General features: G+C 59.1%; 24 protein-coding genes. All 24 read right to left on the bottom strand.

Features of this window, described 5'->3' with window-relative positions; genetic code table 11:
- A complete protein-coding gene (locus tag RHM68_RS07850; RefSeq protein ID WP_322221599.1) occupies window positions 1-789 on the bottom strand; it encodes a ParA family protein in 789 nt (262 codons plus the stop codon).
- A gap of 43 nt (window positions 790-832) precedes the next feature.
- On the bottom strand, window positions 833-1,723 hold the full coding sequence (gene motD / locus RHM68_RS07845; RefSeq protein ID WP_322221597.1) for a flagellar motor protein MotD: 891 nt from the start codon (window positions 1,721-1,723) through the stop codon (window positions 833-835).
- Window positions 1,724-1,735: 12 nt separating this feature from the next.
- Window positions 1,736-2,476 carry a flagellar motor protein gene (locus RHM68_RS07840; protein WP_322221595.1) on the bottom strand — a complete coding sequence of 247 codons (741 nt, stop codon included), beginning with the start codon at window positions 2,474-2,476 and terminating at the stop codon, window positions 1,736-1,738.
- The gene (locus tag RHM68_RS07835) at window positions 2,476-3,621 is read right to left on the bottom strand and encodes a chemotaxis response regulator protein-glutamate methylesterase (RefSeq protein WP_322221593.1); all 1,146 of its coding nucleotides are present in this window, start codon (window positions 3,619-3,621) and stop codon (window positions 2,476-2,478) included. Before RHM68_RS07835 ends, RHM68_RS07840 begins: the two co-directional genes overlap by 1 nt.
- 49 nt (window positions 3,622-3,670) lie before the next feature.
- Window positions 3,671-5,917, bottom strand: a complete 2,247-nt coding sequence (locus RHM68_RS07830) for a chemotaxis protein CheA (protein WP_322221591.1) — start codon at window positions 5,915-5,917, stop codon at window positions 3,671-3,673.
- 29 nt (window positions 5,918-5,946) lie between these two features.
- Window positions 5,947-6,735, bottom strand: a complete 789-nt coding sequence (locus tag RHM68_RS07825; protein WP_322221589.1) for a protein phosphatase CheZ — start codon at window positions 6,733-6,735, stop codon at window positions 5,947-5,949.
- Between the two features lie 22 nt (window positions 6,736-6,757).
- A complete protein-coding gene (locus RHM68_RS07820) occupies window positions 6,758-7,129 on the bottom strand; it encodes a chemotaxis response regulator CheY (protein WP_008072643.1) in 372 nt (123 codons plus the stop codon).
- 168 nt (window positions 7,130-7,297) lie between these two features.
- A complete protein-coding gene (fliA, locus tag RHM68_RS07815; protein WP_322221585.1) occupies window positions 7,298-8,038 on the bottom strand; it encodes an RNA polymerase sigma factor FliA in 741 nt (246 codons plus the stop codon).
- A complete protein-coding gene (gene fleN, locus RHM68_RS07810) occupies window positions 8,035-8,865 on the bottom strand; it encodes a flagellar synthesis regulator FleN (protein WP_045058906.1) in 831 nt (276 codons plus the stop codon). Before fleN ends, fliA begins: the two co-directional genes overlap by 4 nt.
- Before the next feature lie 116 nt (window positions 8,866-8,981).
- The gene (gene flhF / locus RHM68_RS07805; RefSeq protein ID WP_322221583.1) at window positions 8,982-10,316 is read right to left on the bottom strand and encodes a flagellar biosynthesis protein FlhF; all 1,335 of its coding nucleotides are present in this window, start codon (window positions 10,314-10,316) and stop codon (window positions 8,982-8,984) included.
- An 11-nt stretch (window positions 10,317-10,327) separates the two neighbouring features.
- Complete coding sequence (gene flhA / locus RHM68_RS07800; RefSeq protein ID WP_322221581.1) at window positions 10,328-12,457, bottom strand: flagellar biosynthesis protein FlhA; 2,130 nt, start codon at window positions 12,455-12,457, stop codon at window positions 10,328-10,330.
- Between the two features lie 530 nt (window positions 12,458-12,987).
- Entirely contained in the window at window positions 12,988-14,127 is a 1,140-nt protein-coding gene (gene flhB / locus RHM68_RS07795; RefSeq protein WP_322221579.1) for a flagellar biosynthesis protein FlhB, read from the bottom strand.
- Window positions 14,128-14,129: 2 nt separating this feature from the next.
- On the bottom strand, window positions 14,130-14,912 hold the full coding sequence (gene fliR / locus RHM68_RS07790) for a flagellar biosynthetic protein FliR (protein ID WP_322221577.1): 783 nt from the start codon (window positions 14,910-14,912) through the stop codon (window positions 14,130-14,132).
- A gap of 3 nt (window positions 14,913-14,915) precedes the next feature.
- Entirely contained in the window at window positions 14,916-15,185 is a 270-nt protein-coding gene (fliQ, locus tag RHM68_RS07785) for a flagellar biosynthesis protein FliQ (protein ID WP_322221575.1), read from the bottom strand.
- Entirely contained in the window at window positions 15,182-15,940 is a 759-nt protein-coding gene (gene fliP, locus RHM68_RS07780) for a flagellar type III secretion system pore protein FliP (RefSeq protein WP_322221573.1), read from the bottom strand. The genes fliQ and fliP overlap by 4 nt, the downstream gene beginning before the upstream one ends.
- The gene (gene fliO, locus RHM68_RS07775) at window positions 15,940-16,392 is read right to left on the bottom strand and encodes a flagellar biosynthetic protein FliO (RefSeq protein ID WP_322221571.1); all 453 of its coding nucleotides are present in this window, start codon (window positions 16,390-16,392) and stop codon (window positions 15,940-15,942) included. The genes fliP and fliO overlap by 1 nt, the downstream gene beginning before the upstream one ends.
- A complete protein-coding gene (gene fliN, locus RHM68_RS07770; RefSeq protein WP_416195228.1) occupies window positions 16,393-16,851 on the bottom strand; it encodes a flagellar motor switch protein FliN in 459 nt (152 codons plus the stop codon).
- A 69-nt stretch (window positions 16,852-16,920) separates the two neighbouring features.
- Window positions 16,921-17,889, bottom strand: a complete 969-nt coding sequence (fliM, locus tag RHM68_RS07765; RefSeq protein WP_322221567.1) for a flagellar motor switch protein FliM — start codon at window positions 17,887-17,889, stop codon at window positions 16,921-16,923.
- 9 nt (window positions 17,890-17,898) lie between these two features.
- Window positions 17,899-18,405 (bottom strand): flagellar basal body-associated protein FliL, encoded by a 507-nt coding sequence (gene fliL / locus RHM68_RS07760; RefSeq protein WP_322221565.1) that lies wholly within the window; start codon window positions 18,403-18,405, stop codon window positions 17,899-17,901.
- A gap of 153 nt (window positions 18,406-18,558) precedes the next feature.
- Window positions 18,559-19,926: a flagellar hook-length control protein FliK gene (locus RHM68_RS07755; protein WP_322221563.1), complete on the bottom strand. Its 1,368-nt coding sequence runs from the start codon at window positions 19,924-19,926 to the stop codon at window positions 18,559-18,561.
- 82 nt (window positions 19,927-20,008) lie between these two features.
- Complete coding sequence (locus RHM68_RS07750; protein WP_322221561.1) at window positions 20,009-20,377, bottom strand: Hpt domain-containing protein; 369 nt, start codon at window positions 20,375-20,377, stop codon at window positions 20,009-20,011.
- Window positions 20,378-20,407: 30 nt separating this feature from the next.
- Window positions 20,408-22,114, bottom strand: a complete 1,707-nt coding sequence (locus tag RHM68_RS07745; RefSeq protein WP_322221559.1) for a fused response regulator/phosphatase — start codon at window positions 22,112-22,114, stop codon at window positions 20,408-20,410.
- A gap of 5 nt (window positions 22,115-22,119) precedes the next feature.
- Window positions 22,120-22,419, bottom strand: a complete 300-nt coding sequence (locus tag RHM68_RS07740; protein ID WP_322221557.1) for an STAS domain-containing protein — start codon at window positions 22,417-22,419, stop codon at window positions 22,120-22,122.
- Window positions 22,420-22,578: 159 nt separating this feature from the next.
- Complete coding sequence (gene fliJ / locus RHM68_RS07735; protein ID WP_322221555.1) at window positions 22,579-23,028, bottom strand: flagellar export protein FliJ; 450 nt, start codon at window positions 23,026-23,028, stop codon at window positions 22,579-22,581.
- Window positions 23,029-23,030: the final 2 nt, after the last annotated feature.

Genomic DNA, 23,030 nt, shown 5'->3' with positions numbered 1-23,030 from the left:
TCAGGCCACCTGCGGTACAAGTTGAGCGGCCAGCAAATGTTTGAGCAGCGCCCGGTACGCGAGCACCCCACGGCTCTTGCCGTCGAACTGCGAAGGCGTGACACCGGCCCGGCTGGCGTCGCGCAAGCGAGTGTCCACGGGGATGTAGCCTTGCCAGATATCCTCCGGGTACATGTCACGCAGCACTCGCAGCGTACCGAGAGAAGCTTGTGTGCGGCGGTCGAACAAGGTCGGCACGATGGTGAACGGCAGTGCCTGTTTGCGTGAGCGGTTGATCATCGCCAAGGTGTTAACCATGCGCTCCAGGCCTTTGACCGCCAGGTGTTCGGTCTGCACCGGAATCACCAACTGCTGGCTTGCGGCCAAGGCGTTGACCATCAACACACCGAGCAACGGCGGGCTGTCGATCACCGCGTAATCGAAGTCTTGCCACAATTGCGCCAGACTCTTGGCGATTACCAGACCCAGCCCACTCTGCCCCGGAGACTGGCGTTCAAGGGTCGCCAGTGCGGTGCTCGACGGCAACAGGGAGATGTGTTCATGACTGGTCGGCAATAACAACTGACCGGGCAAGCCCTGCGGCACGCTGCCTTTGTGCAAAAACAGGTCGTAGCTGCTGTGTTCCAGGCTGTCGGGGTCGTAACCGAAATAACTGGTCATGGAGCCGTGGGGATCGAGGTCGACCACAACCACGCGCTTGCCCGCCTCGGCCAGCAACCCGGCTAAAGCGATAGAGGAAGTGGTTTTACCAACACCACCCTTTTGATTGGCAACTGCCCAGACTCTCATTCGGATTGTTCCTCCCGATCGATTAGCTCAACCGAGAAATAGCTCAACGTATTAATGCGGGTGACGGAGAATTGACGGCGCTCTCTCGTCCCGGCGACTTGACCGGTGCCGGTGCAGTTTGTGTGCCAGCACGCTTCAATGCGGCGTCCGGGCGCGCATTCGCGGTCCCAGTGCCCGTGAGGCTGCGGCGTACATCAAGGTTTCGCGACACCACCAGCACAACGCGACGGTTGCGCGCCCGACCTTCGGCGGTGGCGTTATTAGCCACCGGTTGAAACTCCCCGTAACCGACCGAGGCCAAACGCCCAGGGTTCACGCCCTGCATCGCCAACATGCGCACAATGCTCGACGAGCGAGCCGATGACAGCTCCCAGTTGGTCGGGAACTGTGAGGTACGAATCGGTTGATCGTCGGTAAAGCCTTCAACGTGAATCGGGTTGTCGAACGGTTTGAGGATCGCCGCAACCTTGTCGATGATATTAAAAGCGGTGTCGCTGGGCATGGCGTCGCCGCTGCCGAATAACAGACTGGAGTTGAGCTCGATTTCAACCCACAGTTCGTTGCCGCGCACGGTCATCTGATTGGAACTGATCAGGTCACCGAACGCGGCACTGATGTCGTCGGCAATGCTTTTGAGCGGGTCGCTGCCACCGGCAATACCCGCGTCGATCTGCTCGCTGTCCTGAACCAGCGGTTGGGCCGGGGTCACCGTCTTCGGTCGTTCGTCACCAATGGGGATCGGTTTGAGCGCGCGATCCGAATCAGTGAATACACCAATCAATGCTTCCGAAACCACTTTGTACTTGCCTTCGTTGATTGAAGAGATCGAGTACATCACCACGAAGAACGCAAACAGCAACGTGATGAAGTCGGCATAGGACACCAGCCAGCGTTCGTGATTGACGTGTTCTTCAGGTTGGCGACGACGAGCCATGAGGTTATTCCCTTAGTCCATGAAGCCCTGAAGCTTCAACTCAATGGAGCGAGGGTTTTCACCTTCGGCGATCGACAGAATCCCTTCCAACAACATTTCGCGATAACGCGACTGACGCAACGCGATGGACTTGAGTTTGGACGCTACTGGCAGCAACACCAGGTTGGCGCTGGCCACACCGTAAATGGTGGCCACAAACGCCACAGCAATACCGCTGCCCAGTTGGGACGGATCGCCGAGGTTGCCCATGACGTGAATCAGGCCCATCACGGCGCCGATGATGCCAATGGTCGGTGCATAACCGCCCATGCTTTCAAAGACTTTCGCGGCTTCGATGTCGCGGCTTTCCTGGGTATAGAAATCAACTTCCAGGATGCTGCGAATCGCTTCCGGTTCAGCGCCGTCCACCAGCAATTGCAGGCCTTTGCGCGAGTAACTGTCAGGTTCGGCATCGGCCACGCCTTCAAGCCCAAGCAAACCTTCCTTGCGCGCGGTCAGGCTCCAGTTCACCACCCGATCAATGCCCCCGGCCAAATCCACACGCGGTGGAAACAGGATCCAGGCAAGAATCTGCATGGCGCGCTTGAAAGCGCTCATCGGCGATTGCAACAGCGCCGCACCGACAGTCCCACCGAGTACGATCAACGCCGCCGGGCCATTAGCCAGAGCGCCGAGGTGACCGCCTTCAAGGTAGTTGCCGCCAATGATGGCGACAAACGCCATGATGATCCCGATAAGGCTGAGCACATCCATCAGAGACACGCCTCGACCAAGTGCTTGCCGATATCGTCCAGGCTGTAAATCGCGTCCGCGAGGTCGGCTTTGACGATGGCCATCGGCATGCCGTAGATCACGCAACTGGCTTCATCCTGAGCCCAGATTGCGCTACCGCCCTGCTTGAGCAGACGCGCGCCTTCGCGACCGTCGGCGCCCATGCCGGTCAACACCACCGCCAGAACTTTGTCGCCGTAGGATTTAGCGGCCGAGCCAAAGGTGATGTCTACGCAAGGCTTGTAATTCAGACGCTCGTCACCGGGCAGGATTTTCACCGCGCCACGGCCATCGATCATCATCTGTTTGCCACCCGGTGCCAGCAGTGCCAGCCCCGGACGCAAGATGTCACCGTCCTCGGCTTCCTTGACGCTGATGCGGCACAGCTTGTCCAGACGCTCGGCAAAGGCCTTGGTGAAAGCAGCCGGCATGTGCTGGATCAACACAATTGGCGCCGGGAAGTTGGCCGGTAATTGGGTCAGCACCCGTTGCAGCGCGACCGGGCCGCCAGTGGACGTGCCGATGGCGACCAGCTTGTAGGCTTTGCGTTTTGGCGCGTGCGACAAGGAACCTGACGACGCTGGAGCATGTGCAGGCATGCGCGCCGGGATCGGTGCGGGTGCCGGACGTGCCGGCGCGGTGCTGACGTAACTGCTGGTGCTCGAAGGCGCCGGCGCTGGAGCGGGCACATGCGCTGGGGCCGGGGCGCTGTAGGTACTGGCGCGACGGTTACTGCGCGAAATACTCAGAATCTTCTCGCACAGCAGTTGCTTGACCTTCTCCGGGTTACGCGAGATGTCTTCGAAATTCTTCGGCAGGAAATCCACCGCACCAGCGTCCAGCGCATCCAGGGTGACCCGGGCGCCTTCGTGCGTCAGCGAAGAGAACATCAAGACCGGTGTCGGGCAGCGCTGCATGATGTGCCGCACCGCCGTGATGCCATCCATCATCGGCATCTCGTAGTCCATGGTGATCACGTCTGGCTTGAGGGCCAGCGCCTGATCGATCGCCTCTTTTCCGTTGGTTGCCGTACCGACAACCTGGATATTCGAATCCGCTGAAAGAATTTCCGAGACGCGGCGGCGGAAAAACCCCGAATCGTCCACCACCAGGACTTTGACTACCATAAACACTCCGTTAGACGGAGCGAGGCTCAGTCGCCCCGCCCCACCAGAATCAAATACGCCGTGCGGCGTAACGCTTGAGCATGCTCGGGACATCCAGAATCAGTGCAATACGGCCGTCACCGGTGATGGTGGCGCCGGACATGCCCGGGGTTCCCTGGAGCATTTTGCCCAATGGCTTGATGACCACTTCTTCCTGGCCGACCAGTTGATCGACGACAAAACCGATCCGCTGAGTGCCCACCGAAAGGATCACCACATGGCCCTCGCGCTGCTCTTCGTGAGCCGCGGAGCTGACCAGCCAGCGTTTGAGGTAGAACAACGGCAGTGCCTTGTCCCGCACGATCACCACTTCCTGACCGTCCACCACGTTGGTGCGTGACAGGTCGAGGTGGAAGATCTCGTTGACGTTCACCAGAGGGAACGCAAACGCTTGGTTGCCGAGCATGACCATCAGCGTCGGCATGATCGCCAGGGTCAGTGGCACCTTGATGACGATCTTCGAACCCTGGCCCTTGGTCGAGTAGATGTTGATCGAACCGTTGAGCTGGGAAATCTTGGTTTTCACCACATCCATGCCCACGCCACGACCGGACACATCGGATATCTCGGTTTTGGTCGAAAAGCCCGGTGCGAAAATCAGGTTGTAGCACTCGGTATCGCTCAACCGATCTGCCGCATCCTTGTCCATCACCCCGCGTTTTACCGCGATGGCACGCAAGACGTGCGGGTCCATGCCTTTGCCGTCATCGGAAATCGACAGCAGGATATGGTCGCCTTCCTGTTCGGCAGCCAGGATCACCTTGCCACCGCGAGCCTTGCCAGACTCTTCGCGCTCTTCCGGCGACTCGATGCCATGGTCGACCGCGTTGCGCACCAAGTGGACCAGCGGGTCGGCCAGGGCCTCGACGAGGTTCTTGTCGAGGTCGGTTTCTTCGCCGACCAGCTCCAGGTTGATCTCTTTCTTGAGCTGGCGGGCCAGGTCGCGAACCAGACGCGGGAAGCGCCCGAAGACCTTCTTGATCGGTTGCATCCGGGTTTTCATCACCGCGGTTTGCAGGTCAGCCGTGACCACATCAAGGTTCGACACAGCCTTGGACATGGCTTCGTCGCCGCTGTTGAGGCCCAGGCGTACCAAGCGGTTACGCACCAGTACCAGCTCGCCAACCATGTTCATGATTTCGTCGAGACGCGCGGTATCAACCCGCACGGTGGTCTCGGCTTCACTGGCCGGTTTTTCCGGTGACGGCGTGGCGGGAGCGCGGGCAGGTGCCGGAGCAGCAGCGGCCGGTTTCGGCGCCTCGGCTTTAGGCTCAGGCGCTTTGGCCACGGGTTTCGGCGCAGGCGCCTTGGCCACTGGAGCCGCCACCGAAGACGACGCAGAACCGGTGCCTACCTCAGTGAACTTGCCTTTACCGTGCAATTCGTCGAGCAGCGACTCGAATTCGTGGTCGGTGATCAGATCGCCGCCCGCCGCTTTGGCGGTTGGCGCAGCCGGTGTCGGAGCCGAAGCAATCGCCGACTCCAGCGCCTCCACGGCAAAGTTGCCCTTGCCATGCAGCTGATCGAGCAATGCCTCGAATTCGTCGTCGGTGATGTCCGAACTGTCGCCTGCCACTTTCGGCGCGGAGGCGACAGGCGCAGCAGGTGCGGTCACCGCATCGACAGCGAACTGGCCTTTACCGTGCAGTTGATCGAGCAACGACTCGAACTCGGCATCAGTGATTTCGTCGCTACCCACCTCGGCGCTGGCGGGGGTTGGCGCAGCTGTCGGGGCCTCGGCCTGGGCCTTGACGGCGTTCAGCGAGTCCAGCAGTTGTTCGAATTCGTTATCAGTGATGTCACCTGATTCGCTTTCGGCCACCGGTTCTTCGGCCACGTGGGCAACAGGTGCTACTTCGTCGGCGCTTTGCGGCTCGGCCAGACGGGCCAACGCTGCAAGCAACTCTGGAGTGGCGGCCGTGATCGGGCCGCGCTCGCGGACTTCAGTGAACATGCCGTTCACCGCATCCAGTGCTTCGAGAACCACATCCATCAGTTCCGAGTCGACGCGACGTTCACCCTTGCGCAGGATATCGAACACGTTCTCGGCGATGTGACAGCACTCCACCAGCTCGTTGAGCTGGAGGAAGCCGGCGCCCCCTTTTACAGTGTGAAAACCGCGAAAAATTGCATTGAGCAAGTCTGCATCATCCGGTCGGCTTTCAAGTTCGACCAGTTGTTCGGACAGTAGCTCTAGAATCTCGCCGGCCTCAACCAGGAAATCCTGAAGGATCTCTTCATCGGCGCCGAAGCTCATGTATGGGGTGCTCCTACAGGTTTAAAAACCTAAAATCCAAGGCTGGAAAGCAAATCGTCCACATCGTCCTGACCGGACACAACGTCTTCTCTTTTATCGGCATGAATCTGCGGACCTTCACCCTGAGAGAGATGTTTTTGTGGATCTTTTTCAGCCAGCATCGCATCACGGTCATGTTCGATGCCCGCAAAGCGGTCTACCTGACTTGCCATGAGCACCAGTTTGAGCAAATTACTTTCGACTTCGGTGACCAGTTGGGTGACGCGCTTGATCACTTGACCGGTGAGGTCCTGGTAATCCTGGGCCAGCAGAATGTCGTTGAGGTTGCTCGACACCACGCGATTGTCTTCGCTGCTGCGTGTCAGGAAACCGTCGACTCGCCGAGCCAGCTCGCGGAACTCTTCGGCCCCGACTTCGCGACGCATGAACCGTCCCCAGTCGGTGCTCAACGCCTGAGCTTCCTGGCTCAGACCATTGACCAGCGGCGTGGCGTTTTCCACCAGGTCCATGGTGCGGTTAGCGGCGGCCTCAGTCAGCTTGACCACGTAACCCAAACGCTCGGTGGCGTCCGTGATCTGTGACACTTCCTCGGCTTGCGGCATGTGCGGATCGATCTGAAAATTGACAATCGCGCTATGCAGCTCACGAGTGAGCTTACCCACTTCCTGATACAGGCCTCGGTCACGGGTCTGATTGAGCTCATGGATCAGTTGCACAGCATCGCCGAATTTACCTTTTTCAAGGCTGTCGACCAGTTCGCGCGCATGTTTTTTCAGGGTCGATTCAAAATCGCCCTGTGAAGATTCGTTATGCTCCATAGCTCCCCCGTGGCGCAGTTTCTCAACCGATGCGTTCGAAAATTTTCTCGATTTTGTCTTTCAACGCCTGGGCCGTGAAGGGTTTGACCACATAGCCGTTAACACCGGCCTGGGCCGCTTCGATGATCTGCTCGCGCTTGGCTTCAGCGGTCACCATCAGCACCGGCAGGTGCTTGAGCTTTTCATCGGCACGTACATGACGCAGCAGATCGATACCGGTCATGCCAGGCATGTTCCAGTCCGTTACCAGAAAGTCGATGCTCCCGCTGTTGAGAACCGGAATGGCAGTAATGCCATCGTCAGCCTCGACCGTGTTGGTGAACCCAAGGTCACGCAACAGGTTTTTAATGATCCGCCGCATCGTTGAGAAGTCATCAACGATGAGGATTTTCATGTTCTTGTCCAATTCGACCTCCAAGCAGTCTTAAACGCGCCCAGCACCTGGACGCGCCATTTCAATCAATCCGGCAAAGCACTCGATGACTGCGTGGAGCACAACAGAGCAAGACCGGTGCCGTTCATCACCGCACCAGCCTCGTTCGCAGTGTCCCCCACACTGCCTTCAGCGCGCTCGCCACTCCCCCAAACGCCCCCGCAAACGGGCCGCGCACTGGCTATGTAACTGGCTGACCCGCGATTCGCTGACCCCCAGGACCTCACCGATTTCCTTGAGGTTCAGCTCTTCGTCGTAGTACAGCGCCAACACCAGCCGCTCACGCTCCGGCAAATTGGCAATCGCGTCCGCCAGCGCGGCCTGGAACCGTTCATCTTCCAGATCACGTGACGGCTCCGTATGAGCACTGGCGCCATCCTCGTGCAGTCCTTCGTGTTCGCCGTCCTGCAACAGGTCGTCAAAACTGAAGAGCCGACTGCCCAAGGTATCGTTCAAAATCCCGTAATAATCGTCGAGACTCAATTGGAGTTCGGCCGCAACCTCGTGATCTTTAGCGTCACGGCCGGTTTTAGCTTCAATAGAACGAATTGCGTCGCTCACCATTCGCGTATTGCGGTGAACGGAACGTGGTGCCCAGTCGCCCTTGCGGACTTCATCAAGCATCGCGCCGCGGATTCGAATGCCCGCGTAGGTCTCAAAGCTGGCACCTTTGCTGGCGTCGTATTTGGTTGAGACTTCCAGTAGCCCGATCATACCGGCCTGGATCAGGTCTTCGACCTGGACACTGGCCGGCAGACGCGCCAGCAAATGGTAAGCAATGCGTTTGACCAGTGGCGCGTAACGCTCAATCAGCTCGTATTGTGAGTCACGTGCAGACTTCTTGTAGAGGTTGTAGCCACTTGATGTCATAGGACGGGCCCTGCGGTTTGTTGCACGAGACGCTCGACAAAAAACTCCAGGTGGCCGCGCGGGTTGGCGGGCAGCGGCCAAGTGTCGACCTTTTGTGCAATGGCTTTGAACGCCAGTGAGCACTTGGAACGCGGAAAGGCTTCGTAGACGGCGCGCTGCTTCTGCACGGCTTTGCGCACGCTTTCGTCATAAGGCACGGCGCCGACGTATTGTAAGGCGACGTCAAGGAAACGGTCTGTGACCTTGGTCAACTTGGCGAACAGGTTGCGACCTTCCTGCGGGCTCTGTGCCATGTTGGCCAGGACCCGGAAGCGGTTCATGCCGTAATCGCGGTTTAGCAGTTTGATCAAGGCGTAGGCATCCGTGATCGAGGTCGGCTCGTCACAGACCACCAGCAGCACTTCTTGCGCAGCGCGCACGAAACTGACGACCGAGTCACCAATGCCTGCGGCCGTGTCGATCACCAGGACGTCAAGGTTGTCACCGATATCGCTGAACGCCTGAATCAGGCCGGCGTGTTGGGCCGGTGTCAGATGCACCATGCTCTGCGTGCCGGACGCCGCGGGAACGATCCGAATACCGCCAGGGCCCTGCAACAAAACGTCGCGCAGCTCGCAGCGACCTTCAATCACGTCGGCCAGCGTCCGTTTGGGTGTGAGACCCAGTAGAACGTCGACGTTGGCCAATCCCAAGTCAGCGTCCAGCAGCATGACCCGTCGGCCAAGCTCAGCTAGAGCCAGGGACAAGTTTACTGACACGTTAGTCTTCCCGACGCCACCTTTGCCGCCGGTCACCGCGATCACCTGTACGGGATGCATGCTGCCCATGTTATTTCTTTACCTTGTCTTACTTAGACGGAGGCCACATTACTGGCTGCGCGTTCACCATCGGAACAATGCATGGCAGGCCATCGATGTAGGTACAAAAACTGTTGATGAATACCTCAGCCGACCTGTTTGGTCGGGCTGTGGTAGATATCAGCGAACATATCAGCCATAGCTTCTTCGCTGGGCTCTTCCTGCATTTGCACGCTCACCGCGCGACTGACCAACTGGTGACGACGCGGCAGATGCAAATCATCCGGAATCCGCGGGCCGTCGGTGAGATACGCCACCGGCAATTCATGACTGATGGCCAGGCTCAACACCTCGCCCAGACTCGCCGTTTCATCCAATTTAGTCAGGATGCACCCAGCCAGACCGCAACGCTTGTAACTGTGATAAGCGGCCGCCAGGACCTGCTTCTGGCTGGTGGTTGCCAGCACTAGATAATTCTTCGATTTGATGCCACGGCCGGCCAGGCTTTCAAGTTGCATGCGCAGCGCCGGGTCGCTGGCCTGGAGGCCGGCGGTGTCGATCAGCACCACGCGTTTGCGCAACAGTGGATCCAGCGCCTGCGCCAGGGACTGACCCGGATCGACGTGGGTCACCGACACATTGAGAATCCGGCCCAGGGTCTTGAGTTGCTCCTGAGCGCCAATGCGGTAGCTGTCCATGCTCACCAGCGCGATGCTCTGCGCGCCGTACTTGAGTACATAACGGGCCGCCAGTTTGGCCAGCGTCGTCGTCTTGCCCATGCCCGCAGGGCCGACCATCGCAATCACGCCACCCTCTTCCAGAGGTTCGACTTCGGGGGTGGCGATCATCCGCGCCAGGTGCGCCAACAACATGCGCCAGGCCTGACGGGGTTCTTCAATGTCAGAAATCATCGCCAGCAGATCGCGCGACAGCGGGCCAGACAGGCCTATGCGTTGCAAGCGACGCCAGAGATTAGCCTGGGCGGGGCGACTGCCTTGCAGTTGATTCCAGGCCAGGGAGCCAAGCTGTACTTCCATCAACTCGCGCAAGCTATTGAGTTCGAAACGCATCGAGTCAAATGCTCGCGGATCGACACCGCCAGCGGCGTAGGCCGGGGCCGGCGCAGGGCGCCGCGGCTGAGTGTAAGTCGGCTCGACCAGCGGCTCAGCGGCGGTCAACGGCAGACCGGCAAACAGTTGGCGATTGGTGGTCTGGTCGCCTTCGGTTTCGCCCTCGCCACGCAGGCTCAGCTCGGCCTGGGCAGTGACGATCCGCGACTGCGTCTTGCGCAATTCATCTTCGAGTTCAATGTTCGGAACACGCGGCGCCAGCGCCGACAGCTTGTAATCCAGGGCAGCCGTTAGTTCGACACCGCCAGCGATCCGGCGATTACCAATGATGGCGGCATCAGCCCCCAACTCATCACGAACCAGTTTCATGGCCTGACGCATATCGGCGGCGAAAAAACGCTTAACTTGCATAAACCACTACCTCAGCCGTTGGGCCCTACTGTCGCAACGATGGTCACTTGCTTGTTGTCAGGAATTTCCTGATAAGCCAACACGTGCAAACCCGGCACTGCCAGCCGACCGAATCGCGAAAGCATCGCGCGAACCGGACCGGCCACCAGCAGAATCACCGGTTGACCTTGCATCTCTTGACGCTGCGCGGCTTCGATCAACGAGCGCTGCAGCTTCTCTGCCATGCTTGGCTCCAGCAGAACGCCCTCTTCCGAGCCTTGTCCTGCCTTCTGCAGACTATTGAGCAATATCTGTTCCAACCTTGGCTCCAGAGTGATAACTGGTAGCTCCGCCTCAGTCCCTACAATGCTTTGGACGATTGCGCGGGATACGCCGACGCGCACAGCCGCCACCAGAGCGGCAGTATCTTGACTCTTGGCGGCATTGTTAGCGATGGCTTCTGCAATGCTGCGTATGTCACGAACCGGCACCTGTTCAGCCAGCAGCGCCTGCAATACCTTGAGCAACTGCGACAGCGACACCACGCCTGGCACCAGCTCTTCGGCCAGTTTTGGCGAGCTTTTGGCCAGCAATTGCATGAGTTGCTGCACTTCTTCGTGGCCAATCAGCTCACTAGAGTGTTTGTACAAAATTTGGTTCAAGTGGGTTGCCACTACCGTACTGGCATCGACCACGGTGTAACCCAGGGATTGCGCCTGGGCACGCTGACTGATTTCGATCCAGACCGCCTCCAGACCAAAAGCCGGATCTTTGGCGGTAATGCCATTGAGCGTGCCGTAGACCTGCCCTGGGTTGATCGCCAACTCACGGTCCGGGTAAATCTCGGCTTCGGCCAGGATCACGCCCATCAGGGTCAAGCGATAGGCGCTTGGCGCCAGGTCGAGGTTGTCACGGATATGCACAGTCGGCATCAAAAAGCCCAAATCCTGGGAGAGCTTTTTACGCACTCCCTTGATCCGCGCGAGCAACTGACCACCCTGGTTGCGATCCACCAGCGGAATCAGGCGATAACCCACTTCCAGGCCAATCATGTCGATAGGCGTTACATCGTCCCAGCCCAGCTCTTTGGTTTCCTGAGCACGGGCAGGCGATGGCAACAGTTCCTGCTGACGCTTGACCTCTTGCAGCGCCTGCACCTTGACCACGTTTTGTTTCTTCCAGAACAGGTACGCGCCGCCCGCTGCCAGCGCCGCCATGCTGAGAAAGGAGAAATGCGGCATGCCGGGCACCAGGCCCATGACCGCCATCAAGCCTGCCGCCACCGCCAGCGCCTTGGGTGAGGCGAACATCTGACGACCGATCTGTTTACCCATGTCTTCCGAACCGGAAGCACGGGTCACCATGATCGCCGCCGCTGTGGATAACAACAGTGATGGCAATTGCGCCACCAAACCGTCACCGATGGTCAACAAGGCGTAAACCCTGCCGGCGTCGCCGAAGCTCATGCCGTGCTGGAAGATACCCACCGCCATGCCGCCGATCAGGTTGATGAACAGAATCAGCAGGCCGGCGATGGCGTCACCACGCACGAACTTGCTGGCACCGTCCATGGAGCCATAAAACTCGGCCTCTTGAGCCACTTCCATGCGGCGCAGCTTGGCCTGGGGCTGATCAATCAGGCCGGCGTTAAGGTCGGCGTCAATCGCCATTTGTTTGCCGGGCATCGCATCGAGGGTGAAACGCGCGCTCACCTCGGAAATCCGCCCGGCGCCCTTGGTCACAACGACGAAGTTGATGATCATCAAGATCGCGAAAACCACGATACCCACCACGTAGTTACCGCCGATCACCACCTCACCGAAGGCCTGAATCACCTTGCCGGCGGCGGCGTGCCCTTCCTGACCGTGGAGCATTACGACCCGCGTGGAGGCCACGTTCAGCGCCAGGCGCATGAGCGTCGCCACCAGCAGAATCGTCGGGAACACCGCGAAATCCAGCGGCCGCAAGGCGTAGACGCAGACCAGCAACACGACAATCGACAAGGCGATGTTGAACGTGAAAAACACGTCCAGCAGGAACGGCGGCACCGGCAACATCATCATCGCCAGCATGACCAGCAGCAGCAGCGGCACACCCAGATTGCCCCGACTCAAGTCGGCGACGTTTGTGCGAGCACTGTTGATTAGCTGAGAGCGATCCACCGGCTTTCCTCGTTCCTTTAAAGCAAAACTTTTGACGCCTGAAGCAGACGCAAAGCGACTAGTGCAAGAAGCCTTCCAACTTTTGCCGACCACCGAAATAGAGTCACGCCAGGGCGAACAGACCGACAGTCTGACGCTGGATATTTTTTTGATTCGCGCGAAGCATCGCTGCTCGTTGAGAGCCAGGCCGCAACACCTCTACGCCTGAAAAAGCACACAGCACAACACGACGCCGGCGATCCCGCAGATCATCATGCTCGGTGAGCTGCCGGTGAATCGGGCGGGGTTTGTCTTATCGGGATTGACGCGCAGCCGAACTGCCCCAGCGCCTGTTAGTTCTAACAGTAGCCAGCGTGAGCTTTTGGGTATTCGATGGGGTGTACCAGGCCCGGTAAAACCGGGCAGCGGAGCACTGATCATGTCCAGAGAGGCGGTGAAGTCTTTCAATGATGCCAAAGGTTTCGAGTTGTTGGCGCCGGGACAACAGCGTAAAAAAAAGCGGCCATCGCCCAGCATTACCGAGACCACCCTCAAGAATCGCGGCGCAAATCCGGCGGGATCGGCAAGTCGCCCTTGAGCGGGTCCGGGCGCTTGCCCTTGCCGGCGCGGTGTTGGCGGATCTGGTAGACGTAGGCCAGTACCTGCGCCACCGCCAGGTACAGCCCGCCGGGGATTTCCTGATCGAGTTCGGTGGAGTAATAAATCGAACGCGCCAGAGCCGGCGATTCGAGGAGCATGACGTTATTGGCCACCGCGATTTCGCGAATTTTCAACGCCAGGAAGTCGCTGCCCTTGGCAACCAGCATCGGCGCCCCGCCCTTCTCCGGGTCGTACTTGAGCGCAACCGCGTAGTGGGTCGGGTTGGTGATGATCACGTCGGCATCCGGGATCGCAGCCATCATTCGGCGCTGGGACATTTCGCGCTGAAGCTGACGAATGCGCTGCTTGACCTCGGGCCGCCCTTCCTGATCCTTGTGCTCGTCACGCACTTCCTGCTTGGTCATCAGCAGTTTTTTGTGGCTTTCCCACAACTGCACCGGCACGTCCACCGCCGCGATGATGATGAGCCCGCAGGCCATCCACAGGGTGCTCCAGCCGACCACTTGCAGGCTGTGAATAATCGCCTGATCCAGCGGTTCATGGGCGATACGCAGCAGGTCGTCGATGTCTGACGACAACACCGCCAGCGCCACGAACAGGATGATGATGAATTTGGCCAAGGCCTTGAGCAGTTCCACCAGCGCCTTGCTGGAAAACATCCGCTTAAGGCCGCTGAGCGGGTTCATTCGGCTGAACTTGGGCGCCATGGAGTCTGCCGCGAACAGCCAGCCGCCCAGGGAAATCGGACCGATAATTGCCGCCAGCACCAAAGAAATCATGATCGGCTGAATTGCCCACAGGGCAATCTGCCCCGAATGCATCAGGTAGGTGCTCATGTAGCGCTGATCCAGAATCACCTCACGGGGCAGCGAGAAGTTCAGGCGCATCAACTCCATCATGTCCTGAGCCAACGCCCCGCCGAAAATCAGCAGGGCGCTGGCACCGACGAGCATGATCGCCAGGGTGTTGAGTTCCTTGGAGCGCGCCACCTCACCCTTGTCACGGGCGTCTTTTTTCTTCTTGTCGGTGGCGTCTTCTGTTTTGTCTTGACCACTTTCGCTCTCAGCCATGCTCAGCGCGCCTGTGCCAGTTCACGTAAAAACTGCAAGGCCTCAGAGGCCATGGGTTGAAACTGGTTGAGGATGTCGCCGAGGCTGACCCACAAGATGAACATCCCGAGCACCAGGGTCAGTGGAAAGCCAATGGAGAAGATGTTCAGTTGCGGCGCCGCCCGGGTCATCACGCCAAACGCAATGTTGACCACCAGCAACGCGGTGATCGCGGGCAGCACCAACACCAGCGACGCGCCCAGCACCCAGCCGAGCTTGCCAGCCAGTTCCCAGAAATGATTAACCATAAACCCGCTGCCGACCGGCAGCGTGGTAAAGCTTTCGGTGAGGACTTCGAAGACCACCAGATGGCCGTTCATGGACAGGAACAACAACGTCACCAGCATGGTGAAGAATTGCCCGATGACGGCCACCGACACCCCGTTGGTGGGGTCGACCATCGAGGCGAAGCCCATGCCCATCTGAATCGCAACGATCTGTCCCGCCACCACGAACGCCTGGAAGAACAGCTGCAAGGAGAAGCCCATCACCGCGCCGATGATGATCTGCTCGCCGATTAGTAGCAGCCCGCTGAGGTCCAGTGGATTGACCGGGGGCATCGGCGGCAGGGCCGGCGTAATGACCACCGTAATCGCCAGCGCCATATACGCCCGCACACGCCGGGGCACCAGGGTTGTGCCGAAAATCGGCATGAGCATCAGCAACGTACCGACGCGAAACAGCGGCAACATGAACGAAGCCACCCAGCTACTGATCTGGGTGTCGGTCAACTGAAGCAGTGACATGCCTTAGCCGATGACCATAGGAATATTGCCGTACAACTGGAGGATATATTCCATGAAGGTCTGGACCAGCCAAGGACCCGCCACGATCAGTGTCACCAGCATGACCAACAGACGCGGCAGGAAGCTCAGCGTCTGTTCGTTGATCTGGGTCGCTGCCTGGAACATCGCGACCAGCAGCCCCACCAGCAGACTCGGGATCACCAGCACGGCGACCATCATGGTGGTCAGCCACAGCGCTTCACGAAAGATATCGACGGCAACTTCCGGCGTCATGGCGACACTCCGCTGAAACTGCTCGCCAGGGTGCCTATGATCAACGCCCAGCCATCGACCAGCACGAACAGCATGATTTTGAACGGCAGGGAAATGATCAACGGCGAGAGCATCATCATGCCCATGGCCATCAGCACACTGGCCACGACGAGGTCGATGATCAGGAATGGAATGAAGATCATGAAACCGATCTGGAACGCGGTTTTAAGCTCCGACGTGACGAAGGCCGGCACCAGAATGGTCAGCGGCGCCTGATCCGGCGTGGCTATGTCCGTGCGCTTGGACAGGCGCATGAATAGCTCCAGATCGCTGGTGCGGGTCTGGGCCAGCATGAAGTCCTTGATCGGCACTTGAGCTTTGGCCACGGCATCCTGGGCGGTGAGCTTTTCCGCCAGGTACGGCTGCAACGCGTCGTTGTTCACCCGATCAAACACCGGGGCCATGATGAACATGGTCAGGAACAACGCCATGCCGGTGAGAATCTGGTTCGACGGGGTCTGCTGAAGGCCCAGGGCCTGACGCAGGATCGAAAACACGATGATGATCCGGGTGAAACTGGTCATCAGCATGACGAACGCTGGAATGAAGCTCAGCGCGGTCATGATCAGCAGAATCTGTAGGCTGACCGAGTATTCCTGGGCACCGTTGGCATTGGTGCCCAACGTGATGGCCGGAATCGACAACGGATCGGCAGCCAATACCAGCGGTGCGGCCAGCATCAGTGCCAGCGTCAAGACGATGCGTAACGCACCCATTACTTCTTATCCTTCTGATCCTTGCCCATCAGCTCCATCAGGCGCTGAGCAAACTCCGGGGTCGACTTTTCAGTCCCACTCGGCACCTGCACCGGTTCCTTGAGCACATGCAACGCCGTGATGGTGCCAGGGCTCAGGCCAAGCAGAATCTGCTCGTTGCCGACCTGCACCAGCATCAAGCGGTCACGCGGGCCCAGTGCGCGGGCGCCGACAATCTCGATCACGTGCCCCTTGCCGGCAGGTCCGGCCTGCTGCACACGGCGTAGCAACCAGGCGAGGAAGAAGATCAACCCCAGCACCAGCAGCAGGCCGAACACCAGTTGCGTCAACTGCCCACCCACACCCGCACTGACAGCGGGTGCGGCGGTGGCACTCACAATGGCTGTCGCGACCGGCTCGCCAGCCAGTACGCTGAACGGCAATGCCAGCGCAAACCCCAGTAACCTTTTCACTCAGCGCAGCTTCTTGATGCGTTCGCTTGGGCTGATCACGTCAGTCAGGCGGATACCGAACTTCTCGTTGACCACCACCACTTCACCGTGGGCGATGAGTGTACCGTTGACCAAAACATCCAGCGGCTCGCCGGCCAGACGGTCCAGCTCAATCACCGAACCCTGGTTGAGTTGCAGCAGGTTGCGGATGTTGATGTCGGTGCTGCCCACTTCCATGGAAATCGATACCGGGATGTCGAGGATCACATCCAGGTTAGGGCCGTCCAGGGTCACCGGGTTATTGTTTTTCGGCACGCTGCCAAACTCTTCCAGCGGCAGACGGTTGGACGACGAGTGGCCAGCATCGGCAGCCAACAAGGCATCAATGTCGCTCTGGCTGGCATCACCGGTTTCTTCCAGGGCCGCAGCCCATTCATCAGCCAGCGCCTGGTCGTCCTGGGCGTTCATTTCATCGTTCATCATTTGTCCTCGGCGGGCAAAAATTCAGTGAGAAGCAGTCAGTTAAAAGTCAAAGGTGTGGAGCGCCGGTCAACGGCGCTCAATCGGCTCGATCACTTGCAACGCGAGGTTGCCTTTGTGCGAGCCCATCTTGACCTTGAACGCAGGCACGCCGTTGGCGCGCATGATCATTTCTTCCGGCATTTCCACCGGGATAATGTCCCCCGGCTGCATGTGCAGGATGTCCCGCAGGCGCAGTTGGCGACGGGCAACCGTGGCGCCAATCGGTACATCAACGTCGAGTACGTCCTGACGCAGGGCGTTGATCCAGCGTTCGTCCTGGTCGTCGAGGTCGGACTGGAAGCCAGCATCGAGCATTTCACGTACTGGCTCGATCATCGAGTACGGCATGGTCACGTGCAGATCACCGCCACCGCCATCGAGTTCGATGTGGAATGTGGACACCACAATCGCTTCGCTCGGGCCGACGATGTTGGCCATGGCCGGGTTCACTTCCGAGTTGATGTACTCGAAGTTCACTTCCATGATCGCTTGCCAGGCTTCTTTCAAATCAACGAAGGCCTGCTCCAGCACCATGCGCACCACACGCAGTTCAGTGGGGGTGAATTCACGCCCTTCGATCTTCGCGTGCCGGCCGTCACCGCCGAAAAAGTTATCCACCAGTTTGAACACCAGTTTGGCGTCGAGGATGAACAGGGCGGTGCCGCGTAATGGTTTGATCTTGACCAGATTGAGACTGGTCGGCACGTACAGAGAGTGTACGTATTCACCGAACTTCATGACCTGCACGCCCCCGACCGCAACGTCCGCCGAGCGGCGCAGCATGTTGAACATGCTGATGCGGGTGTAGCGGGCGAAACGCTCGTTGATCATTTCCAGGGTCGGCATGCGTCCACGGACGATGCGATCCTGACTGGTCAGGTCGTAGCTTTTGACGCTGCCTGGCTCGGCGGCGTTATCGGTCTGTACCAGACCATCATCGACACCATGCAACAGCGCGTCGATCTCATCCTGGGACAGCAGGTCCTGCACGGCCATGTCGTGTTCCTACTGCAGTACGAAATTAGTGAAAAGCAACTGTTCGATCACCACTTTGCCGAGTTCTTTCTGCGCCACTTCCTGAACGCTGGCCGTGGCCTTCTGACGCAACATTTCCTGGCCGACCGGGGTCGCCAGCGTGGCGAAATCCTGGCCCGAAAACAGCATCACGAGGTTATTGCGGATAACCGGCATGTGAACCTTGAGCGCGTCCATGTCGGCCTGATTACGGCCCTGCAGGGTAATGCTCACTTGCAGGTAGCGCTGACGGCCGTTCTGGTTGAAGTTGGCGACGAAGGCTGGCGCCATTGGTTCGAAGACCGCTGCCTGCTTGCCGGCCGGGGCTGTTTCAGCCGCTGCGGCAGGTTTACTCTGGGCACTGTGCATGAAGTACCAGGTTGCCCCCACAGACAGACCGATCGCGAGCAGCACCGCCACCACGATCATAATGATCAGCTTGAGTTTGCCTTTGGTTGCGGGGTCTTTTACTGCTACTTCTGCTTCGCTCTTCGCCATGCCAATAATCCGTCACTATTCAGGTTTTCACAGTCGCACGGCAAGGCAAGAGCAAGTGTTATGCCAGAAGTGGCGCAAGGTAGAGGAGACAGTGACTGAACGGCGGGCGAAAAACAAAGGTGGGAGCGAGCCTGCTCACTCCCACACGTCTGATCAGGCGTAATAGTCTACGGCGCTGGAGCCGATGACCCGGGTCGTGCTTGCCGCTACTTCAGCGACCGTCGGTGCAAGTTCTTCATCCATGCCATCAACCCGACCACCACTGGCGCCGGCTCGCCCGCCCTGCCCCTGCTGTGCCTGCTGATCCTGACCTTGCCCCTGCCAGCCACGCGACTGGTCGGAGACGTTGACATCGACCTGGCCCATGCCCTGCTGCGCAAACATGTCACGCAAACGATGCATCTGCCCGTCCAGCGCCTCACGGACGCTCGGATGAGCGCTCATGAACGTCACTTGGGTCTGCTGATCCGGGACCATGTTCACCCGAATATCCAGGCGCCCGAGTTCCGCCGGCTGCAATTGGATGTCGGCAGATTTGAGGTTGGCACTGGACAGGTACATGACCCGGTTTACCACTTCGTCAGTCCAGCCGCTCTGATGCATGGCGATCGGCTGATTCACCGGTGTAGCGTTGGCGGTTTTCGGAGTAGCGGCCTGGGTCAGTGCCGCCAGACGGTTGGCGAAATCGTCGACACGGGTATCGCTACTGGCGGACTTCACATCTTTCAGACCGTCCTGGATCAGACCACCGAACGCTTTGTCGCCGCCCTGACTGGTGCTGTCTTTGTCGGCCTGGACATCGAGCATGCTCGCCATACCGGTGGTGAAATTCTGTGCCGACGTCAACTCACCGTCGGGCTGAGCATCCGTCGATGCCGCTTTGGTCTGGACCTGGCTTGAAGCGGAAACATGGCCACCCTGCTCCATGGCCAAACGCAGGGCCGGAAGCGCGTCGAGTGGGTCCGCCTCAGGATCGAAAACGCTGCCGGAGACCGGCGCGGGAGCAACAGCGGGCGCAGCAACGGCAGCGGCAACAGGCGCGGCGAGTGGCGGCGATTCTGTAGCAATCGTCACTGGCGGGGTAGCCGGCTCAGGCGTGGGCACCACCGGCTGCACCGCCTGCATCAGCGCAGGATCAAGTGCCGGATCGATCGGAGGGGCATCTGCTACCGGCGCCTGACTAGCGTCCGGTGCCGTGTCGCTGGCAGTTTTACCATCACTGGACGCCGGTTTATCGGCGGGCAAGGATTTGCCGCTATCGGCAACAGTCGGCTCAGGGGCGGCAGACTTGTCTTTGCTAACGTCCTTTTTACCGGTGCTGTCCGACGCTTTTTCACGGGCCGGCTTCACCGGTCCCTCAGCCAATGCCGCGGGTTTGCTCTGAGCCTGCTTGGCGTAGACGCTGGCAAAGCTGGACGCTTTGTCCGCAGGCGCAGCGGCCACCACCGGCGTATTGACGGGGGCGGCTTGAGCCTTGGCCGTCGCGGCGGCCTGAAGCAGTATGTTGGGCGAAACGGGCATAAAGCGATCTCCGCTGCACTGGGATCATGGGTACAGTTGCGGAGTTGGCTGCAAGGGTCGAGCCATGTCGACCCAATAGTCGTTAAAAACGCCGAACGGTTGCGGTGTGCGCAAGGGAACGCTGGCGTTCAGCCTCATAAAGGGGACGAATAATCGCGAACTCGCCGTCAATGTCTGCCACCAGTTGTTCAACATCAGCCAACGAGAGGGTCTTGGCTCGCTGCTCAAGTTGACTGCACAACTCGGCGAGCCTAAGCGCGCCCATATTGCTGCTGCTGCCTTTGAAACTGTGCGCCGTTGCACCCAACTGCTCGGCATCGCCGGCCTTGCGCAACGCCAGCAAACGCTCTTCGGAGTCACTCAGAAAGGTATCCAGCAAGACGGGGTACTCTTCTTCCATCACGTCCTGTAGCGCACTCAAAACATTGTGGTCCAGATGTGTGTCAGCCACTTGCTCACTCCTTGATCAAGAATTCGGGGATTATGCCAGAGCCCCCCAAAAAAACTCCACGCGAGCACTTCGCCCCTGGTCAGACCAGCTCGCATTGTGACTCAATTGGCGGATCAGGCTCACGCCGCGCCCCGACAGAAGGATGCCATCAAGAGGCCGGTCCATCACGCGCGCCACATCAAACCCCTGACCGCTGTCATCAACCCGAACCGTCAGGCACCCTCCTTCACCTTCGGGCGTCACCTCTAAGTGAACGCGCACATAGCCGTCCTGCAATTGCTCCAGGCGCGCATTACGCTCTTGATAATAACGCGCAAAACCCGAGGCATTTCGCTTGAGGCTTGAGTCGAGGCCCAACACTCCATGCTCCAGGGCATTGGAGTAAAGCTCCGCCAATACGCTGTACAACGCGCCACTCTGAGCCCGCAGACCATGGACTTCAAGCAGCAATTGCAGGAGAAACGGCAGAGGATTGAAACGTCTGAGGGTGGCGGCGCGAAACTCGAAAGTCACCGACCAGTCCAGCGGGCACGACTGGCCACTGTCGGAGTACACCACCGCCGGTAGACTCAGCTGTGCCGCATCCAGCAGGCTGACCTCGACCATGCTCACGTCGTCCCGGGCTTCACCCCGAAAATCTCGCAGAGCCTGTTCGATCTCCTGGAATAACGAGTCTGGCTTGCGATTGGCGGCAAACACTTGCTGCAATCGCTCCACGCCAAATAATTGCTCGTTGGCATCACAAGTATCGATAACCCCGTCGGAGAACAGGAACACCCGGTCGCCCAACGCCATCGGGAACACTTCAGTGCGGTCATCAAAAGTTTGTGGGCTCAACACCCCCAACGGCAGGTGCTGCGCGGTCAGGGGGGTACGTTCGCCGGTGGCCAGGCTGTGCAAATAACCGTCCGGCATCCCGCCATTCCAGACCTCCACCGAACGGCGCTGAAAGCTCAGGCACAGCAGCGTCGCGCAACAGAACATGTCCACCGGCAAGATACGCTTGAGCTTGGCATTCATCTCGCGCAGGGTTTCGGGCATGCCGTAGCCCTTGGCGGTCATGCCGTAAAACACTTCGGCGAGGGGCATGGCGCCGACGGCAGCCGGCAAGCCGTGACCGGTGAAATCGCCGAGCAGCACATGCATATCGCCGGCCGGGGTATAGGCCGCGAGCAGCAGATCGCCGTTGAACAGCGCATAAGGCGATTGCAGGTAGCGAATGTTAGGCGCGTTCAGGCAACCGGAGTGGGCCACCTTGTCAAACACCGCTTTGGCCACCCGCTGCTCGTTGAGCAAGTAGTCATGGTGCTTGGCGATGAGGTCACGCTGCTCAAGCACGGTGGCTTGCAAACGTCGCAAACGATCCATCGCTTTGATCTTCGCGGCGAGAATGACCTGGTTGTAAGGCTTTGCCAAAAAGTCATCGCCACCGGCCTCCAGGCAACGAACCAGGGCTTCGGTTTCGGTCAACGAGGTCAGGAAGATAATCGGTACCAGTGTTTCTCCGGCCAGCGCCTTGATCTGCCGCGCCGCCTCGAAACCATCCATCACCGGCATCATGGCGTCCATCAGCACCAACTGCGGCCGCTGCCGACGAAACGCGTCGACCGCCTCGGCACCGTTGGCGGCCGTGAGCACTTCATGCCCTTGGCGACGCACGATACTGGAAAGCAGCATACGATCAGCCGCACTGTCTTCAGCGACCAGAATCGTCAGCAACTCAAATGGCGACTGCATGGCGATCAACTAATGTCGAACAGTTTGTCGAAGTTAGAGATGGCGAGAATCTTTTTCACGTCAGAACTGCTGTTGACCACACGAATATCGGCGTTGTCGCCACCGGCGTGATCACGCAGCAAGAGCAACATGCCCAGTGCAGAGCTGTCGAGGTAAGTCGTCTCTTTTAAGTCAACCACCACTGAAGCGAGGTTCCTGTCCTCGTAGGATTCACGAAACTCTTGATGCTTGGCGAAATCGAAGCGCCCCTTGATCGAAATCGTCAGCTTTTGCCCATCGGGGGATATTTCTGTAGCGACTGACATGTATCGGCTTCCTTGTCATTGACGAACGTACAAAAGGTTTAGCACTTGGCGGAGGTCGCGGCAAGGCGAGAAAGCATCAGTTGTTCGCCAATGCAGCGGTGAATAGGTGCAGCCCTTCGCGAGCCGGCTCGCGAAGAACGACTACGCGACAGACCTCGATTAGTAAGGATCATGGCGCGGCAAGCGCTGGGACAGCTCATCCAGCAACTTCTGCTCGCGCCGGTCCTCCAGTTGCCGCGCTTCCTGCGCGTAACGCTGAACCAGCTTACGCAGCCCTTCGACGCGAGCAAATGCTTGCTGCCAGGTTTCGCGCCCCTTGTTCAGATTGTTCTGGTGCCAGGCCAGGCTCTGGCGCTGCTGATCGATGGCGGTGCCCAGTTGTGCGAGAAAACCCTGATAGCCCAGCAACCACTGCCCCGAAACGCCGCCGCTGCCGCGCACGATCCATTGCTCCTGGTAATCGAGGCGAAACGCTTCAAGGTCGGCGAGCTTGCTTTCTGCCAGACGGACTTGACCCTGAAAGTGCCCCAAGCGCTGGACCGCGGCTTTTTCGACCTTTTCGGCCATGTCCACTACGGGTGCCAGCCGCCCAGCCCGACTCAGCGCCATGA

Source organism: Pseudomonas sp. DC1.2 (assembly GCF_034351645.1).
Lineage (GTDB): Bacteria > Pseudomonadota > Gammaproteobacteria > Pseudomonadales > Pseudomonadaceae > Aquipseudomonas.
The sequence above is the reverse complement of the archived record's forward strand: the minus strand, read 5'-3'. Positions and strand labels throughout refer to the sequence as shown.

Excerpts from the sequence above, each read along its gene's own strand:
- RHM68_RS07850 (WP_322221599.1), bottom strand. The coding sequence starts at position 789 with ATGAGAGTCTGGGCAGTTGCCAATCAAAAGGGTGGTGTTGGTAAAACC.
- motD (WP_322221597.1), bottom strand. The coding sequence starts at position 1,723 with ATGGCTCGTCGTCGCCAACCTGAAGAACACGTCAATCACGAACGCTGG.
- RHM68_RS07840 (WP_322221595.1), bottom strand. The coding sequence starts at position 2,476 with ATGGATGTGCTCAGCCTTATCGGGATCATCATGGCGTTTGTCGCCATC.
- RHM68_RS07835 (WP_322221593.1), bottom strand. The coding sequence starts at position 3,621 with ATGGTAGTCAAAGTCCTGGTGGTGGACGATTCGGGGTTTTTCCGCCGC.
- RHM68_RS07830 (WP_322221591.1), bottom strand. The coding sequence starts at position 5,917 with ATGAGCTTCGGCGCCGATGAAGAGATCCTTCAGGATTTCCTGGTTGAG.
- RHM68_RS07825 (WP_322221589.1), bottom strand. The coding sequence starts at position 6,735 with ATGGAGCATAACGAATCTTCACAGGGCGATTTTGAATCGACCCTGAAA.
- RHM68_RS07820 (WP_008072643.1), bottom strand. The coding sequence starts at position 7,129 with ATGAAAATCCTCATCGTTGATGACTTCTCAACGATGCGGCGGATCATT.
- fliA (WP_322221585.1), bottom strand. The coding sequence starts at position 8,038 with ATGACATCAAGTGGCTACAACCTCTACAAGAAGTCTGCACGTGACTCA.
- fleN (WP_045058906.1), bottom strand. The coding sequence starts at position 8,865 with ATGGGCAGCATGCATCCCGTACAGGTGATCGCGGTGACCGGCGGCAAA.
- flhF (WP_322221583.1), bottom strand. The coding sequence starts at position 10,316 with ATGCAAGTTAAGCGTTTTTTCGCCGCCGATATGCGTCAGGCCATGAAA.
- flhB (WP_322221579.1), bottom strand. The coding sequence starts at position 14,127 with ATGGCTGAGAGCGAAAGTGGTCAAGACAAAACAGAAGACGCCACCGAC.
- fliR (WP_322221577.1), bottom strand. The coding sequence starts at position 14,912 with ATGTCACTGCTTCAGTTGACCGACACCCAGATCAGTAGCTGGGTGGCT.
- fliQ (WP_322221575.1), bottom strand. The coding sequence starts at position 15,185 with ATGACGCCGGAAGTTGCCGTCGATATCTTTCGTGAAGCGCTGTGGCTG.
- fliP (WP_322221573.1), bottom strand. The coding sequence starts at position 15,940 with ATGGGTGCGTTACGCATCGTCTTGACGCTGGCACTGATGCTGGCCGCA.
- fliN (WP_416195228.1), bottom strand. The coding sequence starts at position 16,851 with ATGAACGATGAAATGAACGCCCAGGACGACCAGGCGCTGGCTGATGAA.
- fliM (WP_322221567.1), bottom strand. The coding sequence starts at position 17,889 with ATGGCCGTGCAGGACCTGCTGTCCCAGGATGAGATCGACGCGCTGTTG.
- fliL (WP_322221565.1), bottom strand. The coding sequence starts at position 18,405 with ATGGCGAAGAGCGAAGCAGAAGTAGCAGTAAAAGACCCCGCAACCAAA.
- RHM68_RS07755 (WP_322221563.1), bottom strand. The coding sequence starts at position 19,926 with ATGCCCGTTTCGCCCAACATACTGCTTCAGGCCGCCGCGACGGCCAAG.
- RHM68_RS07745 (WP_322221559.1), bottom strand. The coding sequence starts at position 22,114 with ATGCAGTCGCCATTTGAGTTGCTGACGATTCTGGTCGCTGAAGACAGT.
- RHM68_RS07740 (WP_322221557.1), bottom strand. The coding sequence starts at position 22,419 with ATGTCAGTCGCTACAGAAATATCCCCCGATGGGCAAAAGCTGACGATT.
- fliJ (WP_322221555.1), bottom strand. The coding sequence starts at position 23,028 with ATGGCGCTGAGTCGGGCTGGGCGGCTGGCACCCGTAGTGGACATGGCC.